The 17819-nt window shown below is 70.4% G+C and carries 16 protein-coding genes and 1 pseudogene; 9 read left to right on the top strand and 8 right to left on the bottom strand.

Annotated elements, in window-relative coordinates; all coding sequences use genetic code 11:
- Positions 1–546: 546 nt before the first annotated feature.
- Both MFF42_RS09140 and cydB read left to right on the top strand, forming a co-directional pair.
- Positions 547–888, top strand: coding sequence for a hypothetical protein (locus MFF42_RS09140; RefSeq protein ID WP_238255455.1), 342 nt, complete (start codon positions 547–549; stop codon positions 886–888).
- A gap of 68 nt (positions 889–956) precedes the next feature.
- Positions 957–2000, top strand: a complete 1044-nt coding sequence (gene cydB / locus MFF42_RS09135) for a cytochrome d ubiquinol oxidase subunit II (protein WP_238255454.1) — start codon at positions 957–959, stop codon at positions 1998–2000.
- 108 nt (positions 2001–2108) lie between these two features.
- Here the strand turns inward: cydB and MFF42_RS26365 are convergent, their stop codons facing one another.
- Together MFF42_RS26365 and MFF42_RS09130 are read right to left on the bottom strand one after the other, a co-directional pair.
- A complete protein-coding gene (locus MFF42_RS26365; RefSeq protein WP_283206866.1) occupies positions 2109–2234 on the bottom strand; it encodes a hypothetical protein in 126 nt (41 codons plus the stop codon).
- On the bottom strand, positions 2231–3475 hold the full coding sequence (locus MFF42_RS09130; protein ID WP_238255453.1) for an MFS transporter: 1245 nt from the start codon (positions 3473–3475) through the stop codon (positions 2231–2233). Before MFF42_RS09130 ends, MFF42_RS26365 begins: the two co-directional genes overlap by 4 nt.
- A gap of 229 nt (positions 3476–3704) precedes the next feature.
- Here MFF42_RS09130 and MFF42_RS09125 point away from each other — a divergent pair, with 229 nt between their 5' ends.
- Positions 3705–6185, top strand: coding sequence for a PBP1A family penicillin-binding protein (locus tag MFF42_RS09125; protein WP_238255452.1), 2481 nt, complete (start codon positions 3705–3707; stop codon positions 6183–6185).
- Between the two features lie 205 nt (positions 6186–6390).
- Here MFF42_RS09125 and MFF42_RS09120 read toward each other — a convergent pair whose 3' ends face one another.
- A complete protein-coding gene (locus tag MFF42_RS09120; RefSeq protein ID WP_238255451.1) occupies positions 6391–6978 on the bottom strand; it encodes a phospholipase A2 family protein in 588 nt (195 codons plus the stop codon).
- A 234-nt stretch (positions 6979–7212) separates the two neighbouring features.
- Here MFF42_RS09120 and MFF42_RS09115 point away from each other — a divergent pair, with 234 nt between their 5' ends.
- Both MFF42_RS09115 and MFF42_RS09110 read left to right on the top strand, forming a co-directional pair.
- The gene (locus MFF42_RS09115) at positions 7213–7458 is read left to right on the top strand and encodes a hypothetical protein (protein WP_238255450.1); all 246 of its coding nucleotides are present in this window, start codon (positions 7213–7215) and stop codon (positions 7456–7458) included.
- Positions 7459–7929: 471 nt separating this feature from the next.
- A complete protein-coding gene (locus tag MFF42_RS09110) occupies positions 7930–9306 on the top strand; it encodes a TAXI family TRAP transporter solute-binding subunit (RefSeq protein ID WP_238255449.1) in 1377 nt (458 codons plus the stop codon).
- A 3-nt stretch (positions 9307–9309) separates the two neighbouring features.
- Here the strand turns inward: MFF42_RS09110 and MFF42_RS09105 are convergent, their stop codons facing one another.
- On the bottom strand, positions 9310–10797 hold the full coding sequence (locus MFF42_RS09105; RefSeq protein ID WP_238255448.1) for an AMP nucleosidase: 1488 nt from the start codon (positions 10795–10797) through the stop codon (positions 9310–9312).
- A gap of 195 nt (positions 10798–10992) precedes the next feature.
- Between MFF42_RS09105 and tsaA the strand changes: the two genes are divergently transcribed.
- On the top strand, positions 10993–11499 hold the full coding sequence (gene tsaA / locus MFF42_RS09100) for a tRNA (N6-threonylcarbamoyladenosine(37)-N6)-methyltransferase TrmO (RefSeq protein ID WP_238255447.1): 507 nt from the start codon (positions 10993–10995) through the stop codon (positions 11497–11499).
- A 19-nt stretch (positions 11500–11518) separates the two neighbouring features.
- Here the strand turns inward: tsaA and MFF42_RS09095 are convergent, their stop codons facing one another.
- Entirely contained in the window at positions 11519–12820 is a 1302-nt protein-coding gene (locus tag MFF42_RS09095; protein WP_238255446.1) for a GNAT family N-acetyltransferase, read from the bottom strand.
- Between the two features lie 127 nt (positions 12821–12947).
- Positions 12948–13781, bottom strand: a complete 834-nt coding sequence (locus tag MFF42_RS09090) for an ATP-grasp domain-containing protein (RefSeq protein WP_238255445.1) — start codon at positions 13779–13781, stop codon at positions 12948–12950.
- Between the two features lie 120 nt (positions 13782–13901).
- Between MFF42_RS09090 and MFF42_RS09085 the strand changes: the two genes are divergently transcribed.
- Entirely contained in the window at positions 13902–14168 is a 267-nt protein-coding gene (locus MFF42_RS09085; RefSeq protein ID WP_238255444.1) for a hypothetical protein, read from the top strand.
- An 87-nt stretch (positions 14169–14255) separates the two neighbouring features.
- On the opposite strand, the gene MFF42_RS09080 is transcribed toward MFF42_RS09085, so the two are convergent.
- Positions 14256–14684, bottom strand: a complete 429-nt coding sequence (locus MFF42_RS09080) for a DUF1810 domain-containing protein (protein ID WP_238255443.1) — start codon at positions 14682–14684, stop codon at positions 14256–14258.
- A 74-nt stretch (positions 14685–14758) separates the two neighbouring features.
- Positions 14759–15655, bottom strand: a complete 897-nt coding sequence (locus MFF42_RS09075; protein WP_238255442.1) for a histone deacetylase family protein — start codon at positions 15653–15655, stop codon at positions 14759–14761.
- Between the two features lie 115 nt (positions 15656–15770).
- Between MFF42_RS09075 and MFF42_RS09070 the strand changes: the two genes are divergently transcribed.
- Together MFF42_RS09070 and MFF42_RS09065 are read left to right on the top strand one after the other, a co-directional pair.
- On the top strand, positions 15771–16931 hold the full coding sequence (locus MFF42_RS09070) for a ceramide glucosyltransferase (protein ID WP_238255441.1): 1161 nt from the start codon (positions 15771–15773) through the stop codon (positions 16929–16931).
- A 606-nt stretch (positions 16932–17537) separates the two neighbouring features.
- Positions 17538–17819 (top strand): annotated as a pseudogene (locus tag MFF42_RS09065) (chromosome partitioning protein ParA); the annotation flags it as partial.

The raw sequence follows: 17819 nt of genomic DNA, 5'->3' as shown, positions 1-17819 counted from the left end.
GGCGGCAGGCCCGCCATCATCACGACGCCGGTGGCGAGTCGCGAGATTAGGAACCGCTCATGGCGGAAGCGCACGCCCGGCTCGCCCTGAACGGAGGCGTGGACCAGCCCGGCGAGGCGGGCATCGAAGAGGGAGGCAAGGGTACCGTCTTTACGCAACACCACCACGCACAGCGCAGGTCTTGACCCTCAGAAACGGGTGACCCGCGCCCCTCGACTGCTCGTTACGAACTTCGAGGGAACCGTCGCAGAGCCGGTTTAAGCGAGGATGAAAAGGGTCGCTCACTTGCCGCCGACCGCGGCGCCGACCGACCTCGTCCGGCCCGCCGATCCCCGTTCTTCACAGTGCCCGTGTCGGGTCGGGGCGCTGCCCCGCAGAGGGTAAACCGGGCGCCGAGAGGGCGGGCCTCGGGGTAAAAAGGCTTCGTTCACCACGTCGGCGTTTTGGGCCGGCGCACTTCACCCGGCGGTGCCGAGACGATGGCAGGATCGGACCATCGACCCCCGCCGGCCGCGCCGGCGACGCCGTGCCCGTGGAACCGGATCGATGTCGTTTCTCCTGCGCGCCGCCCTCGTGATCGGCGCCCTCACCTACTTCGCGCTCCAGCGACAGGAGGGGCCATCGTCGATCCCGCCCCGGGCCGCCACCGCGGGGGTCGCGACGGGCGACGCGATGGATCGCCTGACCACCGGCGGCATCGGCGCGCTGGTGAACGCCGTCAACGCCCTGCCGCCGGAGACCCGCGAGCAGGTGACGCGGGCGGGGGCGGATGCCATCGCCCGGCAGCTCGCGGGGACGGTGACAGGGCAGGTCGCGCCGCGCCCCTCCGCCGACACGCTCTCGGCCAGCGACCGCCAGCCGTCGTGGCGGGGACCCGCACCGCATTGATCTCGGTTCTGGCGTGATGCGGCGGCGCTCCTATAACGGACGGGTGCCGCCGGCCGGGAGGAGCGACGATGTTCGGCTTCGGAAACGAGTACGAGGGCTTGGCCTTCTGGCTGCCGCTGGTCTGGGCCGGCCTGCTGGCGCTGGCGGTGGCGATGTACGTCGTCATCGACGGCTTCGACCTCGGGGTCGGCATCCTCTTCACCGCCGCGCGGCCCGGCAACTGGCGCGACCGGATGATGCTCTCGGTGGCGCCGATCTGGGACGGCAACGAGACCTGGCTCGTGCTCGGCGGCGGCGGGCTGTTCGCGGTGTTCTCGGTCGCCTACGCGATCCTGCTGCCGGCGCTCTACCTGCCGATCATCCTGATGCTGATCGCCCTGATCTTCCGCGGCGTCGCCTTCGAGTTCCGCTTCAAGGCCGAGCGCTCGCAGGTGGTGTGGGACAACGCGTTCCACTACGGCTCGCTGATCGCCACCTTCGCGCAGGGCATGGTGCTCGGCGCCTTCGTCCAGGGCTTCCAGACCCAGGGCCGGGCGTTTTCCGGCGGGACGTTCGACTGGCTCACGCCCTTCAGCGTCATGACCGGCATCGGCCTCGTCTGCGGCTACGGCCTGCTCGGCGCGACGTGGTGCGTGATGAAGACCTCGGGCGAACTGGAGATCTGGTCGCGGATCAAGGCCCGCCAGTTCCTGATCGGCACCGTCGTCTCGATGGCGATCGTCAGTGCCTGGGTGCCGTTCCTCGGGCTCCACATCCAGTGGCGCTGGTTCTCCTGGCCGAACCTGCTGTTCGTGGCGCCCGTGCCGCTGCTCACCGCCTTCGTCTGCTGGCGGATCCTGAAGGCCCTCGACGACGGGCGCACGGTCGCGCCCTTCCTGCTCTCGATCGCCCTGTTCCTGCTGGGCTTCCTCGGGCTGGCGATCAGCCTGTTCCCCTACATCGTGCCGCCGAAGCTCACGATCTGGCAGGCCGCCAACGCGACCTCGGCGCTGCAATTCGCCCTCGTCGGCTACTCGGTCGTGATGCCGCTGACGCTCGCCTACACGGCCTACGCCTACTGGGTCTTCCGCGGGAAGATCGAGGAGAACCCGAACGCGGCGAGCTACCATTGACGGCTCGCCGCCTCCTCTGGTTCGCCGCCCTCTACGGCTTGAGCCTCGTCGCCTTCACGGCGCTGGTCTACTTCATCCGCGCCATCGCGCGGTGAGGCGGGCCGCGTCTCACAGGCAGAGGGGAAGGGCCGCGCGCAGCCAGAGCCCCACGCCCTCGCGGGCCCAGAGGAGCGCGCCGGCCAGCGTCAGCGCGCCGAGAAGAGCGAGGACGACGAGTTCCTCCCGCGCGCTCATGCCGGCCTCGCCTGCGCGTCCCGGCGCATCAGGGGCACGTCGCGGATCGGCAGGTTGAGGAGGCCGGCGAGGAGTGCGATGCCGATCGAGATGCTCCAGGCCAGGTCGTAGGAACCGGTGCGGGTGAAAATGTAGCCGGCACCCCAGGCGCCGAGGAAGGCGCCGACCTGGTGGCTCATGAAGACGATGCCGAACAGGGTCGAGAGGTAGCGCACGCCGAAGATCTGCCCGACGAGACCGCTCGTCAACGGGACGGTGCCGAGCCAGAGGAAGCCGATGGCGCAGGCGAACAGCGTCGCGGTGAGCGGGGTGAAGGGAGCCAGGAGGAACAACGCCATCACCGCGGCGCGGGCGAAATAGATCCACGACAGCACGTACTTCTTGCGCAGCCGGTCCGCGGCGACGCCGAAGGCGTAGGAGCCGAGGATGTTGAACAGGCCGATCAGCGCCAGCGCGCGGGCGCCGATCCCCGGATCGAGGCCGGCATCGGTGAGGAAGGCCGGCAGGTGGGTCGAGACGAAGGCGATGTGGAAGCCGCAGACGAAGAAGCCGGCATTGAGAAGCCAGTAGCCGCGATGGCCCGCCGCCTGTCGCAGGGCGGCGCCGAAGCCGATCTCGCCGGCCCCGGACACCGCCCGCGCCGCGCCCGCGGCAGGATCCCGGACGAGGCCGACGGCGAGCGGGACCATCAGCGCGGCGAGCCCCGCGGCGGCAGCCAAGGCCCCGCGCCAGCCGAGTCCCTCCACCGCGATCTGCGTCGCCGGAACAAGCAGGAACTGCCCGACCGAGCCGCCGGCCGTGACGATGCCCGCGGCCGCGCCCCGCCGCCCCGGCGGCATCAGGGGCACGACCGCGCCGAGCACGACGACGAAGGTGACGCCGGTCATGGCGAGGCCGACGAGGACCCCGAGCGTGACGGTGAGGCCGAAAGCCGAGGACACGAGGGCCGCCGAGGCGAGGCCGACGGCGTAGAGGAGACCGCCGGCGGCGGCGACGCGCCCGGGACCGTGCCGGTCCGCCATCGCGCCGACGAAGGGCTGGGCGAGCCCGAAGATCAGGTTCTGCACCGCCATGGCGAGGCCGAAGCTCTCCCGCCCGACGCCGAGATCGAGCTCGACCGGCCGCATGAACAGGCCGAACCCCTGGCGGATGCCCATGGCGATGGTGACGATCACGGCGCCGCAGGCGAGCGCGATCCAGGGGGACGGTCGGCGAAGATGGAGGGGGAGGGTCAAGGTCATGCGTCCGGAAAAGCCGGCCGGGATCATAGTCCGTCCCCCCGGCGCCGCAGAACCGGCCCGCACCGCATACCGGATCACGCGGCGGAAACGAGCCTTGAGCGTGTCGCCGAGGTCACCCGTCCGCCCCGTTCGCCCTCCGCCACCGTCGCGCGCGTAGCCTTGCCGCCTCCGGCTCCGCTAAGGTCGACCCGATGATGCGTGGATACCGGCGGGCGGCGAACGGTTCGGGATGACGGCGCAGGGACCGGACAGGCCGGGCGAGGACGGAACCGAGACTCGCGCGGCGGCGCGCGAAGCGGCGCGGGCGGCTGCCCTGCTCGCGCGCCAGCTCGGCCGGCTGGCCGGCAGCGCGGGGCGCAGCGCATGGCGCAGCGGCACCGCCGCGGCCAGGGGCGCAGCGAAGGGGACGGCGCCGGTCCTCGCCAGGACCGCGGACCGCTTCCGCTCCACCGGACATCGCGCCCCGACGGCCCCCGCCGCCGCGGATCCGTCGCCGGGCATCCGGCCGGACGCAGAAGATCGTGCCGCCGACCGGCCCGTCGGCCGCGCGCCGCGCCGCCGCCGGCCCTGGCTCATCGGAGCGGCCGTCCTCCTCGGCCTGCCGCTGGTGATCCTGGCCGGATACGTCTTCGCCGCCTTCGCCACCCTGCCGCCGCTCGGCGGCGTGGCGCCGGAGGCCGCCCAGCGCGCCCTCGTGGTCGAGGCCGAGGACGGCCGGTCCTTCGCCACCCGCGGCGCGTTCCAGGGCGAGAAGCTCACCGAGAAGACGCTGCCGCCCCGGCTCGCCCAGGCCATCGTCGCGATCGAGGACCGGCGCTTCTACAGCCACTGGGGCATCGACCTGCGCGGCATGGCCCGCGCGCTGTGGCGCAACGCCACCGGCGGCGGCGTGCGCGAGGGCGGCTCGACCATCACCCAGCAATATGCCCGGCTCACCTCGCTGACTCAGGAGAAGACGCTCCGGCGCAAGATCCAGGAAGCCTTCCTGGCCCTGCGCCTGGAGAGCACGCTGTCGAAGCCCGAGATCCTCGTCGGCTACCTCAACACCGCCTATTTCGGCGCCGGCGCCTACGGGGCGGACGCGGCGGCGCGGCGCTATTTCGGCCACGGGGCCGAGAAGCTGACCCTGCCGGAGGCGGCGATGCTGGCGGGCCTCGTGCGCGCGCCCTCGCAGCTCGCGCCGACCCGCAATTTCGGCGGTGCCAAGGAGCGCGCCGACCTCGTGCTCCAGGCGATGGTCGAGACCGGCGCGATCAGCCAGGCCGAGGCCGACAAGGCGCGCGCGGAGAAGCTGGCCCTGCACACGCCGCCCGAGACGCCGCCCGGCACCAACTACTTCCTCGACGCGGTCCAGGGCGAGGTGAAGCGGCTGACACAGGAGCCCGGCGACGTCACCGTCCGCTCGACCCTCAACCTCGATCTCCAGAGCCTCGCCGAGGGCGTGCTCGCCCGCCGCCTCGACGGCGATGGGGGCAAGAAGAAGGTCGGCCAGGGCGCGCTGGTGGCGATGGCGCCCGACGGGGCCATCCTCGCCATGGTGGGCGGGCGCGACTACGAGGACAGCCAGTTCAATCGGGCGATCCAGGCCAAACGGCAGGCCGGCTCGCTGTTCAAGCTGTTCGTCTACCTCGCGGCCTACGGGAAGGGGTACTTCCCCGACAGCGTGCTCGTCGACCGCCCGACCCAGATCGGCGAGTGGGAGCCGCAGAACTCCAACAACCGCTTCCGCGGCGCGCTGCCGCTGCGCTCGGCCTTCGCGCTCTCGGTCAACACTATCGCCGCGCAGCTCGGCGAGGAGGTCGGCCCGCCCGCGATCATCGCCGAGGCCCGCCGTCTCGGCGTGCAGTCGGACCTGCCGAACGTGCCGAGCCTCGCCCTCGGTACCGCCGACGTGACGCTTCTCGAGATGACCCGCGCCTATGCCGGCGTGCTCGGCTCCGGCGTGCCGGTGGAGCCCTATCTCGTCCGCACGGTCCGCGGAAACACGCCGCAGCCGCTCTACCAGCGCCCGGTGCCGAAGCCCGGCGCGCCGATGGACGCGCAGGTGCAGTCGATGATGCTCGACTCGCTCCAGGCGGTGGTGGAATCCGGCACCGGCAAGGCCGCCCGGGTCAACGGCCTCGCGGTCGGCGGCAAGACCGGCACCAGCCAGGATTACCGCGACGCGTGGTTCGTCGGGCTGACGCCGGACATGATCGTCGGCGTCTGGGTCGGCAACGACGACAACGCCCCGATGAACAAGGTGACGGGCGGCGACATCCCGGCCCGCGTCTTCCACGACTTCGTGGAGCGGGCGCAGAAGGTGCTGAAGGGCCGCAAGCGCCCCGCCCCCTCCGCGGCCCGGGCCGAGCCGACCCCGGCCAGCGCCGTGGCCCCCGCGCCCACGCCGGCCGCAGGCGAGGTGCGCGGCGTGCCCGATGTGGTCGATACCGGCACGCTGACGATCCGCGGCCGCAGGGTGCACCTGCTCGGCGTCGTCGGCGAGGGCGGCGCGCTCGCCCGCCAGCTCGCGCGCTACCTGCGCCGCCGCGAGGTGATCTGCTCCGGCGACCCGTCCTCCGCCCGTTGCCGCCTCGACGGCGACGACCTCGCCGCCCTCATCGTCACGGCCGGCGGCGCACGGGCGAGCGAGGACGCGCCGCCCGATCTGGTCGAGGCCGAGGATCAGGCCCGCGCCGAGCGCGCGGGGTTGTGGCAGCGGGAGCGGTGAGACGCGACCCGGCTGACCGCTTCGGTTTTTTCTCCGTCATTGCGAGGCTCAGCGAAAGCAATCCAGGGGCGCAACATCTCCAAAAAGGTCGCGCCCTGGATCACTTCGGCTTCACCTCGCGATGACGGAGTCCGGCAAAGCGCGGGGCGATCAATCGCAAACGGAATGAGAGGCACCGTGCGACCTCGACGCAGCCCGAGCCTGATCAGGGCGTGCGGCAGGCCATCGCCGCGGTCGCCTCGACCACGCTGAGCGCCCGGCGTCGAACCTCCAGGGAGACACGCGGGCTGTCGGCGACGACCGAGGCCTCGCGCTTCAGCGCCGCGTCGCAGGCGCAGGACTTGTAGCCGCTGGTGTCGTAGCAGCTATCGTGGCGCATGCAGGCCGCGTCGAGCTCGTCGGTCGGAGGTGCCCCGTCGGCGCGCTGACCCTTGCCGCAGTAATTGCCGTGGAACAGCTCTTGACCGGCGACGACCTTGTCGAGATCGCCGCTCGGCGGCGTCGGTGCCTCGGCCTGTCCGCCCGGATTGAGGTCGTTGGCCGGGCCTCCCGCCCGGGAGCCCGACCCGCGCAACGTCTTCGGGATGCCGGAGCTTCCGCCGGGCTCGTTCAGGGCTTCCGCGGCACGGGTGTTCGGATCCGAGAGGTCCGGCAGCGGCGGGGGCGGCCCTGGGCGAGGCTCCTCCACCTCCACCATCGCGGCGGGCGGTTCTTCCGTCACGACTTGCGCTGAAAGATCGTACGGGCGGGCCAAAAGTATCAGCCCGAGCACCACGAGAAGGTAGGGTTTCATCGTGTCCCCTGAAATGCGGACCGATCAACTTTGAGCCCGGCAATTCCGTTCCCAGAATCCACGCCTCCCGGGCACGGAATGGAACCCTCCTCGAAGAAGAGGCCGTCGTTGACGGCAGGATCGCGAGTGAAATCGCCGGCGGTTCTGCACGACGACGCGCCCGTGCAACGGTTGGAGACCCAGCGACGTTCTCGCCTTCGGCCCAGAGCAGCTGGGTTATTCAAGGAGCAGACCATGCTGGTACGTTTTGGGCTGAGCGTCGTGCTGACCGCGTTGGCCGGGAGTGCTGCGTTGGCCGCTCCGATGACGGACGAGGACAGGGCGGTCCTGCAACAGCAATGTGCCGGTGACTTCACGACCTTCTGCGCCGGCTTGCCGCCCGAGGATGGGCCCGAGACCCAGGCCTGCTTCCAGAAGAACATGTCCCAGCTGTCCCCCGGCTGCCGGAGCGCCATCCAAGCCTACAAGAAGAAGGGCTGACGATCCGCGGCCGGATGCGGCCGGTAACGCAGGCGACGCCACGATGGACGGCAGCGGTACGCCTCTGCCGTCCGGTTTTCATATTTTCAAACTGCTTTTGACCAATACTTAACGACAACAATAAGTTATAATTACAACATAACGCAGTCATGTTTACATATTTGTCGCTGACGAATCTCCTTCACTTCATATTATTTTGGATTGATACAGAAATCGTCATATTTCGTTCGTTTAGTCACTTCGGTTCCGCCATCCGTCGTCATTGCGTGGCGTAGCGAAAGCAATCCTGGACGCGACATCTCCAAGAAGGTCGCGCTCTGGATCGCTTCGCCTCCGCCTCGCGATGACGGGAGTGGGCAGCGCCCAAGGTGATCAGCCGGAAACCGTCTGATTTCTCTCGTTCAGACCGTTCAGGCTATCGCGGATCGCGCGAGGGTGACGAAGACGGGCGCGCGCCCTGGGGGAGCATCGTTGGGCAAGGCAGCATATCCGAAGGGCCGGGAAGCGCTGCTGCTTCTCGGTTTGACACCCATCCTCATCCTCGGCGCCGTCGCGGCATACTATCTGACGCGGCCCACGACCTTGACCATCGCCGTCGCCCCGAACGGGGGGACCGAGCCGGCCTTGTTGCGGGCCTACGCCGACGAACTCGCCCGCAGACGGTCCGGTATCCGCCTGAAGGTGATTCCGTTCGACGGCGTGCGCGAGAGTGCGGAGGCGCTCAAGGCCGGAAAAGCCGATCTCGCGGTGGTCCGCCCCGATGTCTTGATGCCGGGCAACGGCTTGACCCTCGTCGTCCTCAGGGAACTCGCCATCTTCGTTTCGGCGCCGAGCGCGGCCGGCATCACCGGCTTCGCGAATGTCGCGGGCAAGCGGCTCGGCATGCTGGCCGGCCGAACGGCCGACAGGATGCTCGTCGGCAACCTCGCGGCCCATCACGGCCTGGCGCTTTCGGCCGATGCCGAGACCGGCGTCGTCCCTCCGAATGCCGTCTCCCTCGTGCCGGTGGAGGAAGCCGAGATCGGAGCGGCCCTCCGGAACGGGCGCATCGACGCGATGATGCTGGTCACCACGCCGACATCGCCGGCCGCGCGGCGCGTCGTCAGCCTCGTGCAGGAGGCGAGTGAGGACGATGCCGCGACGATCGTCGGACTGGCCGACGCGGGCGCGGTCCTAGCTCGCTGGCCGCGCCTGCAAGCCGTCACGATACCGGCCGCCCTGTTCGGCGGAAATCCGCGCCTGCCCGCCGAGGATGTCGCGACCGTCGGCTCGTCCTATCGCCTGATGGCACGCGCCGACCTGTCGCGCAGCGTCGCCGCCGAGGTGACGCAGCACCTGTTCGAGATGCGCGCGGCCCTGGCGGATGAGGTCACCGCCGCGGAGAGCATCACGCACCCGGTCTACGAGGACACCGCGGACGCCACCAGCGCCCGCCTCCCCATCCATCCCGGTGCGCTCGATTACTACGAACGCGAGCAGGAGACGTTCATCGAGCGCTACGAGAGCTGGATCTACCTCGTCGCGATCCTGGCCGGCGGCGTCGGCTCGACGCTCGCCTGGCTGCGGCAGCGCCTCGGACGCATCCGCCGGGAGCGGATCGAGGTGGCGACCTCCCGCCTGCTGGAACTTCGTTCCGAGGCCCGACGCGAGACGGACAGGGGGCGCCTGGAGGCCATGGCCGCCGAGATCGACGATCTCGCGGCCAGCATCGCACGCCATGCCCTGAATCGGCCGACGGAGCCGCGGACCCTGGGCGCGGCGAACGTCGCCATCGAGGCGGCCCGTTCGACGGTCCGGCGCGGCCTCGTTCGCAAGGATCTGCCGAAGAATCCGCAGGACGCGACGTGAGTTCTACCGGAACGGCGGCTCGTCGAAGCTCCGGAGCTTCCTCGAATGCAGCCCCGCCCGGTCCGAGCGCAGGGCGTCGAGGGTGGCGAGGCCGATCTGGAGGTGCTCCGCCACCGCCCGCTCGTAGAAGGCGTTGGCCGCGCCCGGCAGCTTGATCTCGCCGTGCAGCGGCTTGTCGGACACGCAGAGCAGGGTTCCATAAGGCACCCGCAGGCGAAAGCCCTGGGCGGCGATGGTGCCGCTCTCCATGTCCACCGCGATCGCCCGCGAGAGGTTGATGCGCCGCCGCTCCTGGGTGAAGCGAAGCTCCCAGTTGCGGTCGTCGTAGGTCACGACCGTGCCCGTGCGCAGGCGGCGCTTCAGGGCGTCGGCCCGCTCGCCGGTGACGGCGGCCGCCGCCGATTGCAGGGCGATCTGCACCTCGGCCAATGCCGGCACGGGGATCTCGGGCGGCACGAGGTCGTCGAGGATGCGGTCGCGGCGCAGGTAGCCGTGGGCGAGCACGTAGTCGCCGATGGTCTGCGACTGGCGCAGGCCCCCGCAATGGCCGACCATCAGCCAGCAATGCGGGCGCAGGACCGCGAGATGGTCGGTGATGGTCTTGGCGTTGGAGGGGCCGACGCCGATGTTGACCAGCGTCGTGCCCTGAGGCGCCCCGTCCGGCCCCCGCCCGACGAGGTGGTAGGCCGGCATCTGGTACTTGTGCCAGGGCGAGGCGGCGATCAGCGCCGCCGGGTCGGCCGAGGCCGCCTCGGCGCGCTCGACCACGATCCCGCCGGGCAGCACCAGCCGCTCCCCCTCCCCGGCCGCCAGCCGCTCGAGCCCGTGGCGGACGAAGCCGTCGACGTAGCGGTGGTAGTTGGTGAGCAGGATCCAGGGCTGGATCTCGCGCCAGTCCGAGCCGGTATAGTGGACGAGCCGGCGCAGCGAGTAGTCGGTGCGCACGCCGTCGAACAGGGCGAGCGGGCGCGGATCGCCGGGATTTTCGAGCCACAGCCCGTCGGCCACCTCGTCGCCGACGACGGAGAGGAGCGGCACCGGGAACAGGGTGGCGAGGTCGCTGGCGCTGACGCCGCTGCCGCCGAGATCGGTGCCGGGCTCGACGATGTAGGGATAGGGAATTTCTTGCGCCGAGAGGCCGACCTCGATGCCGGCGCCGTAATCGCGCACCAGCGGCCGCAACTGCTCCAACAGGTAGGCGCAGAAATAGCCGGGCTGCGTCACCGTCGTCGCGTAGAGCCCCGGCGCCTGGAACTTGGCGGTGGCCCGGTTGAGCCGCGGCAAAGGCCCCGTCGGCTGGTAGGTCAGGCGCAGCTCGGGATAGCGGAACTGAAGCCGCTCGGTCGCGTCCGGCGGGATCCGGTGTTCCAGGTAGCGGTTCAGCGCCGCCTGGAGCGCCTGGGTCGCGCCCGCATGCAGCGTTTCGAGCCGATCCACGGCCGTCTCCGCGTCGGGGACGGCCTCCATCGGCCGCAACTCGTCGATGACCATGTGCCCTCCCCGCTCGCCCCACGGTGTCTACACCGGCGCGGGCGGCGAGACGAGCGAGCGGCGTGCCAAGGGACATGCCAAGGGACATGCCAAGGGACATGCCAAGGGGCCCGCAGGGACGCTGTCCACTGGCCTTGCGGCGGCGGCGCGCCGGGGTGACAAGGCGTCGTCGGACAGCGGGGCGAGCGAGGGCGGATGAACGAGGATGTCGAGCGGCGCCCCGGCGAGGAGGCGATCCCGCTGCCGGCCGAATACGATGCGGGCCTCTATTTCATCGGCCGGGTGCGCACGCCCTGGAAGACGCGGTCCGAGTGCCCGAAGAACGGCACGCAGACGGACGCGGTCTGCACCCTCGAGGTCGAGGCGCCGTATCGGCCGGCGCTCCAGAACCTGGAGGGCGCCACCCACCTGATCGTGCTCTACTGGATGGATCGGGCGGCGCGCGACCTCGTGCGCCAGCAGCCGCGCCACGCGACGGGGAGCCGCGGCACCTTCTCGCTCCGCTCGCCGGCGCGGCCGAACCCCATCGCCCTGGCCGTGGTCGAGCGGCTCGCCATCGCCGACGGCACCGTCCGCGTGCGCGGACTCGATTGCCTCGACGGCACGCCGCTCCTCGACATCAAGCCCTACTACGCCTCGACCGACAGCCGGCCGGAGGCAAGGGTCGATCGCGCCGGCACGGAAACAGGGGCGGCGTCGTGATCGGGCAGGACCGGGACGCCTACCGCTCCGCCGGCTCCGCACCGGATCCCGGCTTCGCCGTCAGCCGGGCGAGGGCGCGCAGGTAGACCGGTTTGACGTGGGCCTTGTAGGTCCGCCGGGCCCAGCCGCGCCCCCGCCGGAACAGCGTCTCGGCCAGAGCCGTCAGCCGGCCGCGCACGGAGCCGCCGGGGGAGACGTCGATCAGGAGGTCGGCGATCTCGCGCCGCTCCGGCCACAGCTGGGCAAGCGCCGCCGAACTGTCCCGGTTGCACGAATCGAAGCTCTCGACGGCCCCGTCCGCGAAGACCGTCTCGGTCGTCGCCTCCATCAGCAGCGAGCCGGGCCCCCATTTCGCGTAAGTCTCGTCATAGGCCATCTTCCAGCCGAAGGCCGTGCGGCCGGATCGCAGCCAGATGTTCATCGCGATCGCCCGGCCATCGAGGCGCAGGGCCTCGATCCCGGCGCAGCCGTCCCGCGCCAGCCCGGTGATCATCGTCTGGGCGAAGGCACGGAGCGGCGGCGCGTTGCGGATCGCCCGCCCGCGCCGGCTTGTCCGGCCCTTCCAGCCGGCGGCCTCCAGATCGAGGAATTCCTGGAAGGCCGCGCTGACCTCCTCCGGCCTGCGGTAGCTGACCTGACGCAGTTCGCCGCGCTCCGCGAGCCGCTTGCGCTGCCGCCGCAATTCGGCGCGCCGCTTCGATGACACCGCGCCGGCCGAGGCGGGGTCACCCGCGCCCGGCGCGGTGCGGAGAGCGCGCTGCCGGCGCTCGATCGCGACGATCCTCGCGCCCCGCCGACCGGCCGCATCGAGGAGGGCGGGGAAGCCCGGCCCGTCCGTCGCGATCTGGTTGGCGCAGATCAGCTTCGGCAGGCCGGCATTTCGGGCGATCGCCTCCAGCATCGCCGACAGGGCCTCGACCGCGTGGTCGCGGTCGAGCACGGGCGAGCCGAGGAACGTCAGCGAATTGCACGGCGCTTCCAGGGTCCGGATCGGCAGGCGCGAGGACGGGCGGGCACCGACGAGGAGCCACACGCCGACCAGGCCGGCCCCTCCCCCGGCGCGATGGGACCAGGCGAGGAGCACGTGCAGCGGCGTCTCGGTCACCGTGTACATCGCGCCGGCGACGGCGGGCTCCATGAACACGTTCGGCTCGGCGCACCGCTCGACCAGGCGACGCCATTCCGCGGCGAGCGAGCGGAAGCGCGGCGCCGTGGCGAACTCGACGGAGACGTTCGGCCGGGATGGTGCCGGATCGTCCGCGATCGGGGCGGAGGGAGCCTCGGCCGGGTGCAGGCTCTTGAAGTCGCCGCTCGAATCCATGGACGGCCTCTCCTCGGCGACGCCGTCGCCGCTCCGTGTCGCTCCGTCCGAGAACGACGACAAAGCCGCGCTCGAAGCACGCGTTCTTGAGGGGTACATCCGGATGCGCCGACCGGCGGCCGCGCCGTCACAGGAGCTGCCCACCGGCCAGCCGATAGCGGCCTATCGCGCTCTGGAACGCGGCCCAGGCGGAGATGGCCGGATCGCGGATGATGTAGCGGAGATAGGCCCGCTCGGCCCGGTTCAGGCGCCAGGGCGTGAGCAGGTTTCCGCACAGGCGGCGCGGCGAGCGGATCTTGAGCGTCTCGGGATCCGCCGGACCGCCCTCCCCGTCGCGCAGACGGCAGCCGAGGGTGACGAAGTTCAGCCCCGCCAGCATCGCCACCTCCATGTGGTACCAGAAGCGCGGGTTGCACTCGATGAAGGCGATCCGGCCGTCGGGACTCCGCCGGATGTCGAACCCGATCACCCCCCGATAGCGGAAGTGCTCGATCAGGCGGCGGGCGTGGTCATCGATCTCGGGAGCCCGGATCTCCTCCAGCTTGGTGAGCGTTCGGCGGTAGGCGAACGACGCCACGATCCGTCCGGTATCGCACAGGTAGAAGCTGCTCAGCTCCTCGCCGGGGATGTATTCCTGGCAGATGATCGGCGAGTAGTTGAGATGCTCAGGGAGCTCCTCGACGGAATCGATCTTCCGCACGCCGTAGCCGCCCGACATCGCCGCCGGCTTCAGGATCAGAGGGTAGCCGAGGCGGTGGAGGTCGCGGCGCAGGTCCGCCATCGTCTCGAAACGCCGCGTCGCGGGGACGGGAAGATCGAGTTCGGCGCAGACGCCGGCAAAGCGCCACTTGTCGTCGAGCGCGTCGAACGTGTCCTGCGCCGGCACCGGATAGAACGGCGCCCCGATCTGATCGCCGTGGACGGACAGAAGACGCGTCGTCCGGCTGCAACTCGGCAGCACCAGATCGATGTCGTGGTTGGAACAAAGCCGCTGAATATCGTTGAGATCGGAGGGCTGGAGGTTGGAGAAATCACCTTTGAACGGAATAAATCGCTCACAAAACCTTGAGCGCTTCAGCAGATGCGCGTCATCCTCACCGAGAACATAGACTTCGTCGAAGCATTCGCTCGTGCATCGCAAAACTCGATACTGGATGCGCGGGCCACTGGCCAAGACAAGCGCGCGCTTCATGATAAAGCCTCACGTCCGATCATCTCTGAGCAGGCAGAGAACGGACTCATCATTGCGTTCTATGGTCGTCGGTTTCTGACCATCTATGTTTGCGTGAAAATTAACGTCAACAACCCTGAGGCAGCAGGGCCGAAAATTGTAACAGTTCTATACTGATGCGCGCGCGGGATAAATCGAGTTAGAACGCAATCTCCGCTTCCCGGACCCGTCGAAAGCGGAGGCCGATCCGGCGGCGGCGTCCCTTTATCGCCGCGACAGCTTCTCCAGGGTCAGCGGGTCGGGTTCGCCGGCGAAGAACGTCGCGAGCGCGCGGGTGAAGTCGGCCGCCTCCGGATCGGCCTGCGCGAACAGCGTCATGGAGGAGCGGAACTTCACGTCGTCGGGCGCGCCGAACAGGGCATGGGCCGAGCGGTCCGCCCAGGCGTTCGCCGCCCGCGTGCAGGTCCGCAGCCTGTCGCCGAGCAGCGGGTGGGCGAGATAGGCTTGCGCCTCGGCCAGCGAGGCGATCGCGTAGCGACGGGCCATCGCGCTCGAACCGAGCCCGGCGATCTGAGGGAAGACGAACCACATCCAGTGGCTCCGCTTGCGCCCGCCCCGCAGTTCCGCGAGCGCGCCCTCGTAGACGCCGTCCTGTGCCTCCACGAAGCGGTTCAGGTCGAAGGCGTCGTCCATCGTCGGCCCCATCCTCGGAACGCGGGCGATCGCCTCGCGAGGCAGGACAAACCGGCGGCGACGGGCGGCGTTCCTCAGGCGTGGGCCGCCAGCGCCTCGAAGACGAGGGCGTGGCGCGCGGCCAGCGCGTCGACGTCGCTGCCGTAGCCGCCGCCGACCACCGCGCAGAGCGGGACGTTCCGGGCCCGCGCGAGGCCGACCACGTAGCGGTCGCGGGCGCGCAGGCCGTCGTCGCTGAGGCAGAGGCGGCCGAGCCGGTCGTCGCGGTGGGGATCGACGCCGGCATTGTAGAAGATCAGGTCCGGCGCGAAGTTCTGGACGAGGCCGGGCAGGCGCGCCTCCAGCACGGCGAGGTAGTCCGCGTCGCCCAGCCCGTCGGGCAGGCCGATATCGAGGTCGCCCGGCACCTTGTCGTGCGGATAGTTGCGCTCGCAGTGGATCGAGAGCGTGAACAGGTCCGGCTCGCGGCCGAGGCAGTCGGCGGTGCCGTCGCCCTGGTGCACGTCGAGGTCGATGACGAGCGCCCGGGTGATCGCCCCCTCGCGCCTCAGGGCGAGGGCGGCCACCGCGACATCGTTGAACACGCAGAATCCCGCCCCGCCGGCGCGCCGCGCGTGGTGGCTGCCGCCGGCCGTGCTGCCGGCAAGCCCGTGGTCGAGGGCGAGACGCGCGGCGCGCAGGGTCCCCCCGGCCGAGGCGCGGGCGCGGGCGGCGACGCCCTCCGTTACGGGCAGACCGATCGCCCGCTCGGTCGCCCGCGGCACCTGCTGGGTGAGCACCACCCCGACGTAGTCCCGATCGTGCGCGCCCGACAGCAGGTCCGCGTCGGCGGGCTCGGGCGTGACGAAGCCGTTCGGCGCGAGACCGCGGGCGCGCAGGATCTCGGCGAGGCGGCCGTATTTGCGCATCGGAAAGCGGTGGCCCTCCGGCAACGCGGCCTCGTAGGCCGGGTGGAACACGATGGGGATCACGGGATCGGCTCGGGACGCGGCTTCGAGTGTCACACGCCTGATAAGACGGCGCTGCTAGGGGCGTGATGGGGCGCGCCGTCGCGCCCGGTGACACGATCGACGGGAGACGCCGCGCATGATCGCCCTGCCGGAGAGCGGCGCGTCCGCCGCCCTCGCGCTCTGCGCGGTTCTCGTCGCCGTCAATCTCGCGAGCCTTGCGGTGGCGGCCCTGCGCATCGGGCGCAAGGGCAAGCCGTCCGCCTTCCCACCGGGCGCCCCCGTCTCGGTGGTGCGGCCCCTGCGCGGCCTGGAGGCGTTCAGCGAGGAGACCCTGCTGGCGAGCTTCCGGCTCGACTATCCCGCCTACGAGCTGATCTTCTGCGTGGCGGATGCGGGCGATCCGATCCTGCCGCTGCTGGAGCGGATGCGGTCGGCGCACCCGCAGATCCCCTCGCGGCTGATCCTCGGCGACGAGCGCATCGGCGGCAATCCGAAGCTCAACAACTGCGTGCGCGGGTGGGACGCCGCCCGCCACGACTGGGTGATCCTCGCCGATTCCAACGTCCTGATGCCGCCCGACTACATCCAGCAGATGCAGGCGGCGTGGCGGACCGACAGCGGCCTCGTCTGCTCGACGCCGATCGGGTCGCGCCCGGCGAACTTCTTCGCCGAGGTGGAGTGCGCCTTCCTCAACACCCTGCAGGCCCGCTGGCAATATGCCGGCGAGGCGCTCGGCCTTGGCTTCGCGCAGGGCAAGAGCATGCTCTGGAACAAGCCGTTTCTCGAAGCGCAGGGCGGCATCCGCGCCCTGAACGCCGAGATCGCCGAGGACGCCGCCGCGACCAAGCTCGTGCGCGCGGCGGGCAAGCGGGTCCACCTCGTCGCCGCGCCGTTCCGGCAGCCGCTGGGGCACCGCGACCTGGCGGAGGTCTGGTCGCGGCAGGTGCGCTGGGCGCGGCTGCGGCGGGTCACCTTCCCGCTCTTCTTCGCCCCCGAGATCGGCATCGGCGCCCTGCTGCCGCTGGTGCTGACGGGCCTCGTCGCGGGCACCGCCGAGGCCGCGCTCTGGCTCGTCGGGGCCGGGGCGCTCTGGTACGGCGCGGAGATGGCGCTCGCCGTCCGCGCCGGCTGGCACCGCTCGCCGCGGATGCTCGCCGCCTTCCTCGTCCGCGACGCCCTGCTGCCGGCGATCTGGGCGTGTGCCTGGGCCCGAACCGCCATCGTCTGGCGCGGCAATGCCATGGACATCCGCACCCGCGACGCCGCCCCGCTGGAGACGGGACCGAGCGCCGCCTGACCGCGACGGCGCTCATCCTGTCGAGACCGGCCGGGCGTTACTCCTGACGTAAGCTGGTCTCCGCGCGGCCGAAGGGACGCGGTCGAACGGCCGGAGGCGGGCATCGCTCCAGCGCGATCATGCCGGGCGGCATCCGCGCGCGACGCGAGCCCCCATGGCGGAGCACGGTCACCCGCTGCGACCGTGACTTCGACCGCATCCACGGTACCGCTTCGACAGAAATACCGCTTATTTGTAATACAAATTCGCTGTCCGAAGCGTTAATTGATCAACTTCTGAGCGCACTTATCGCACAGCATTATTTGAAACCCAACATAAGCTATCAAATAATTGCAATTCCGGCTGAGAAAGTCGAACCTCCAGCCCAATCCTCGGCGGAAAGAAGCCTGTTGCCAACGAAATCAACGACTCGCGTTGGGCGGCGGATCTGTTAAAAATGCTTTAAGCACCGCGAAATCGCTGTGTCGCCAGGGAGATCACACAGCGATGGCTTGGATGCCGTTCCGAAACGTGCTGCCGACGTCATCCGCCCAGCGCGACCGGGATGCGGAGCAGCGGCCGGCGCATCCGGAGCCGCTCCCCTCGCCGCGCCTGCCGAAGGCCGCCGTGCCCGACCTGATGGAGGGCGCGCGGCGTTCTCGCCCCGCGCCGGAGCCGGCTGCGTCCACGCTCGATGCCATCGGTCAGCGGGACGAGGTCGTCCGGCAGCGCATCGATGCGATGGTCGACCGTCTGGAGGACCTTCGCAGCCTCCAGGACGATTTCACGCTGATCCTGCAGCCGCTGGCGAGCATCAGCAGCGAGCTGTCCAAAGCCAGCGTGCGCATCGCCGAGCTTGAGAGCACGCTGTCCCAGGAAGTCAGCGCCAATGGCGGCCTGCGCGACGAG

It is taken from the genome of Methylorubrum podarium (genome assembly GCF_022179745.1).
GTDB classification, from domain to species: Bacteria; Pseudomonadota; Alphaproteobacteria; order Rhizobiales; family Beijerinckiaceae; genus Methylobacterium; species Methylobacterium podarium.
Note: the sequence above shows the minus strand (reverse complement) of the source record. Positions and strands in the feature narration are given on the sequence as shown.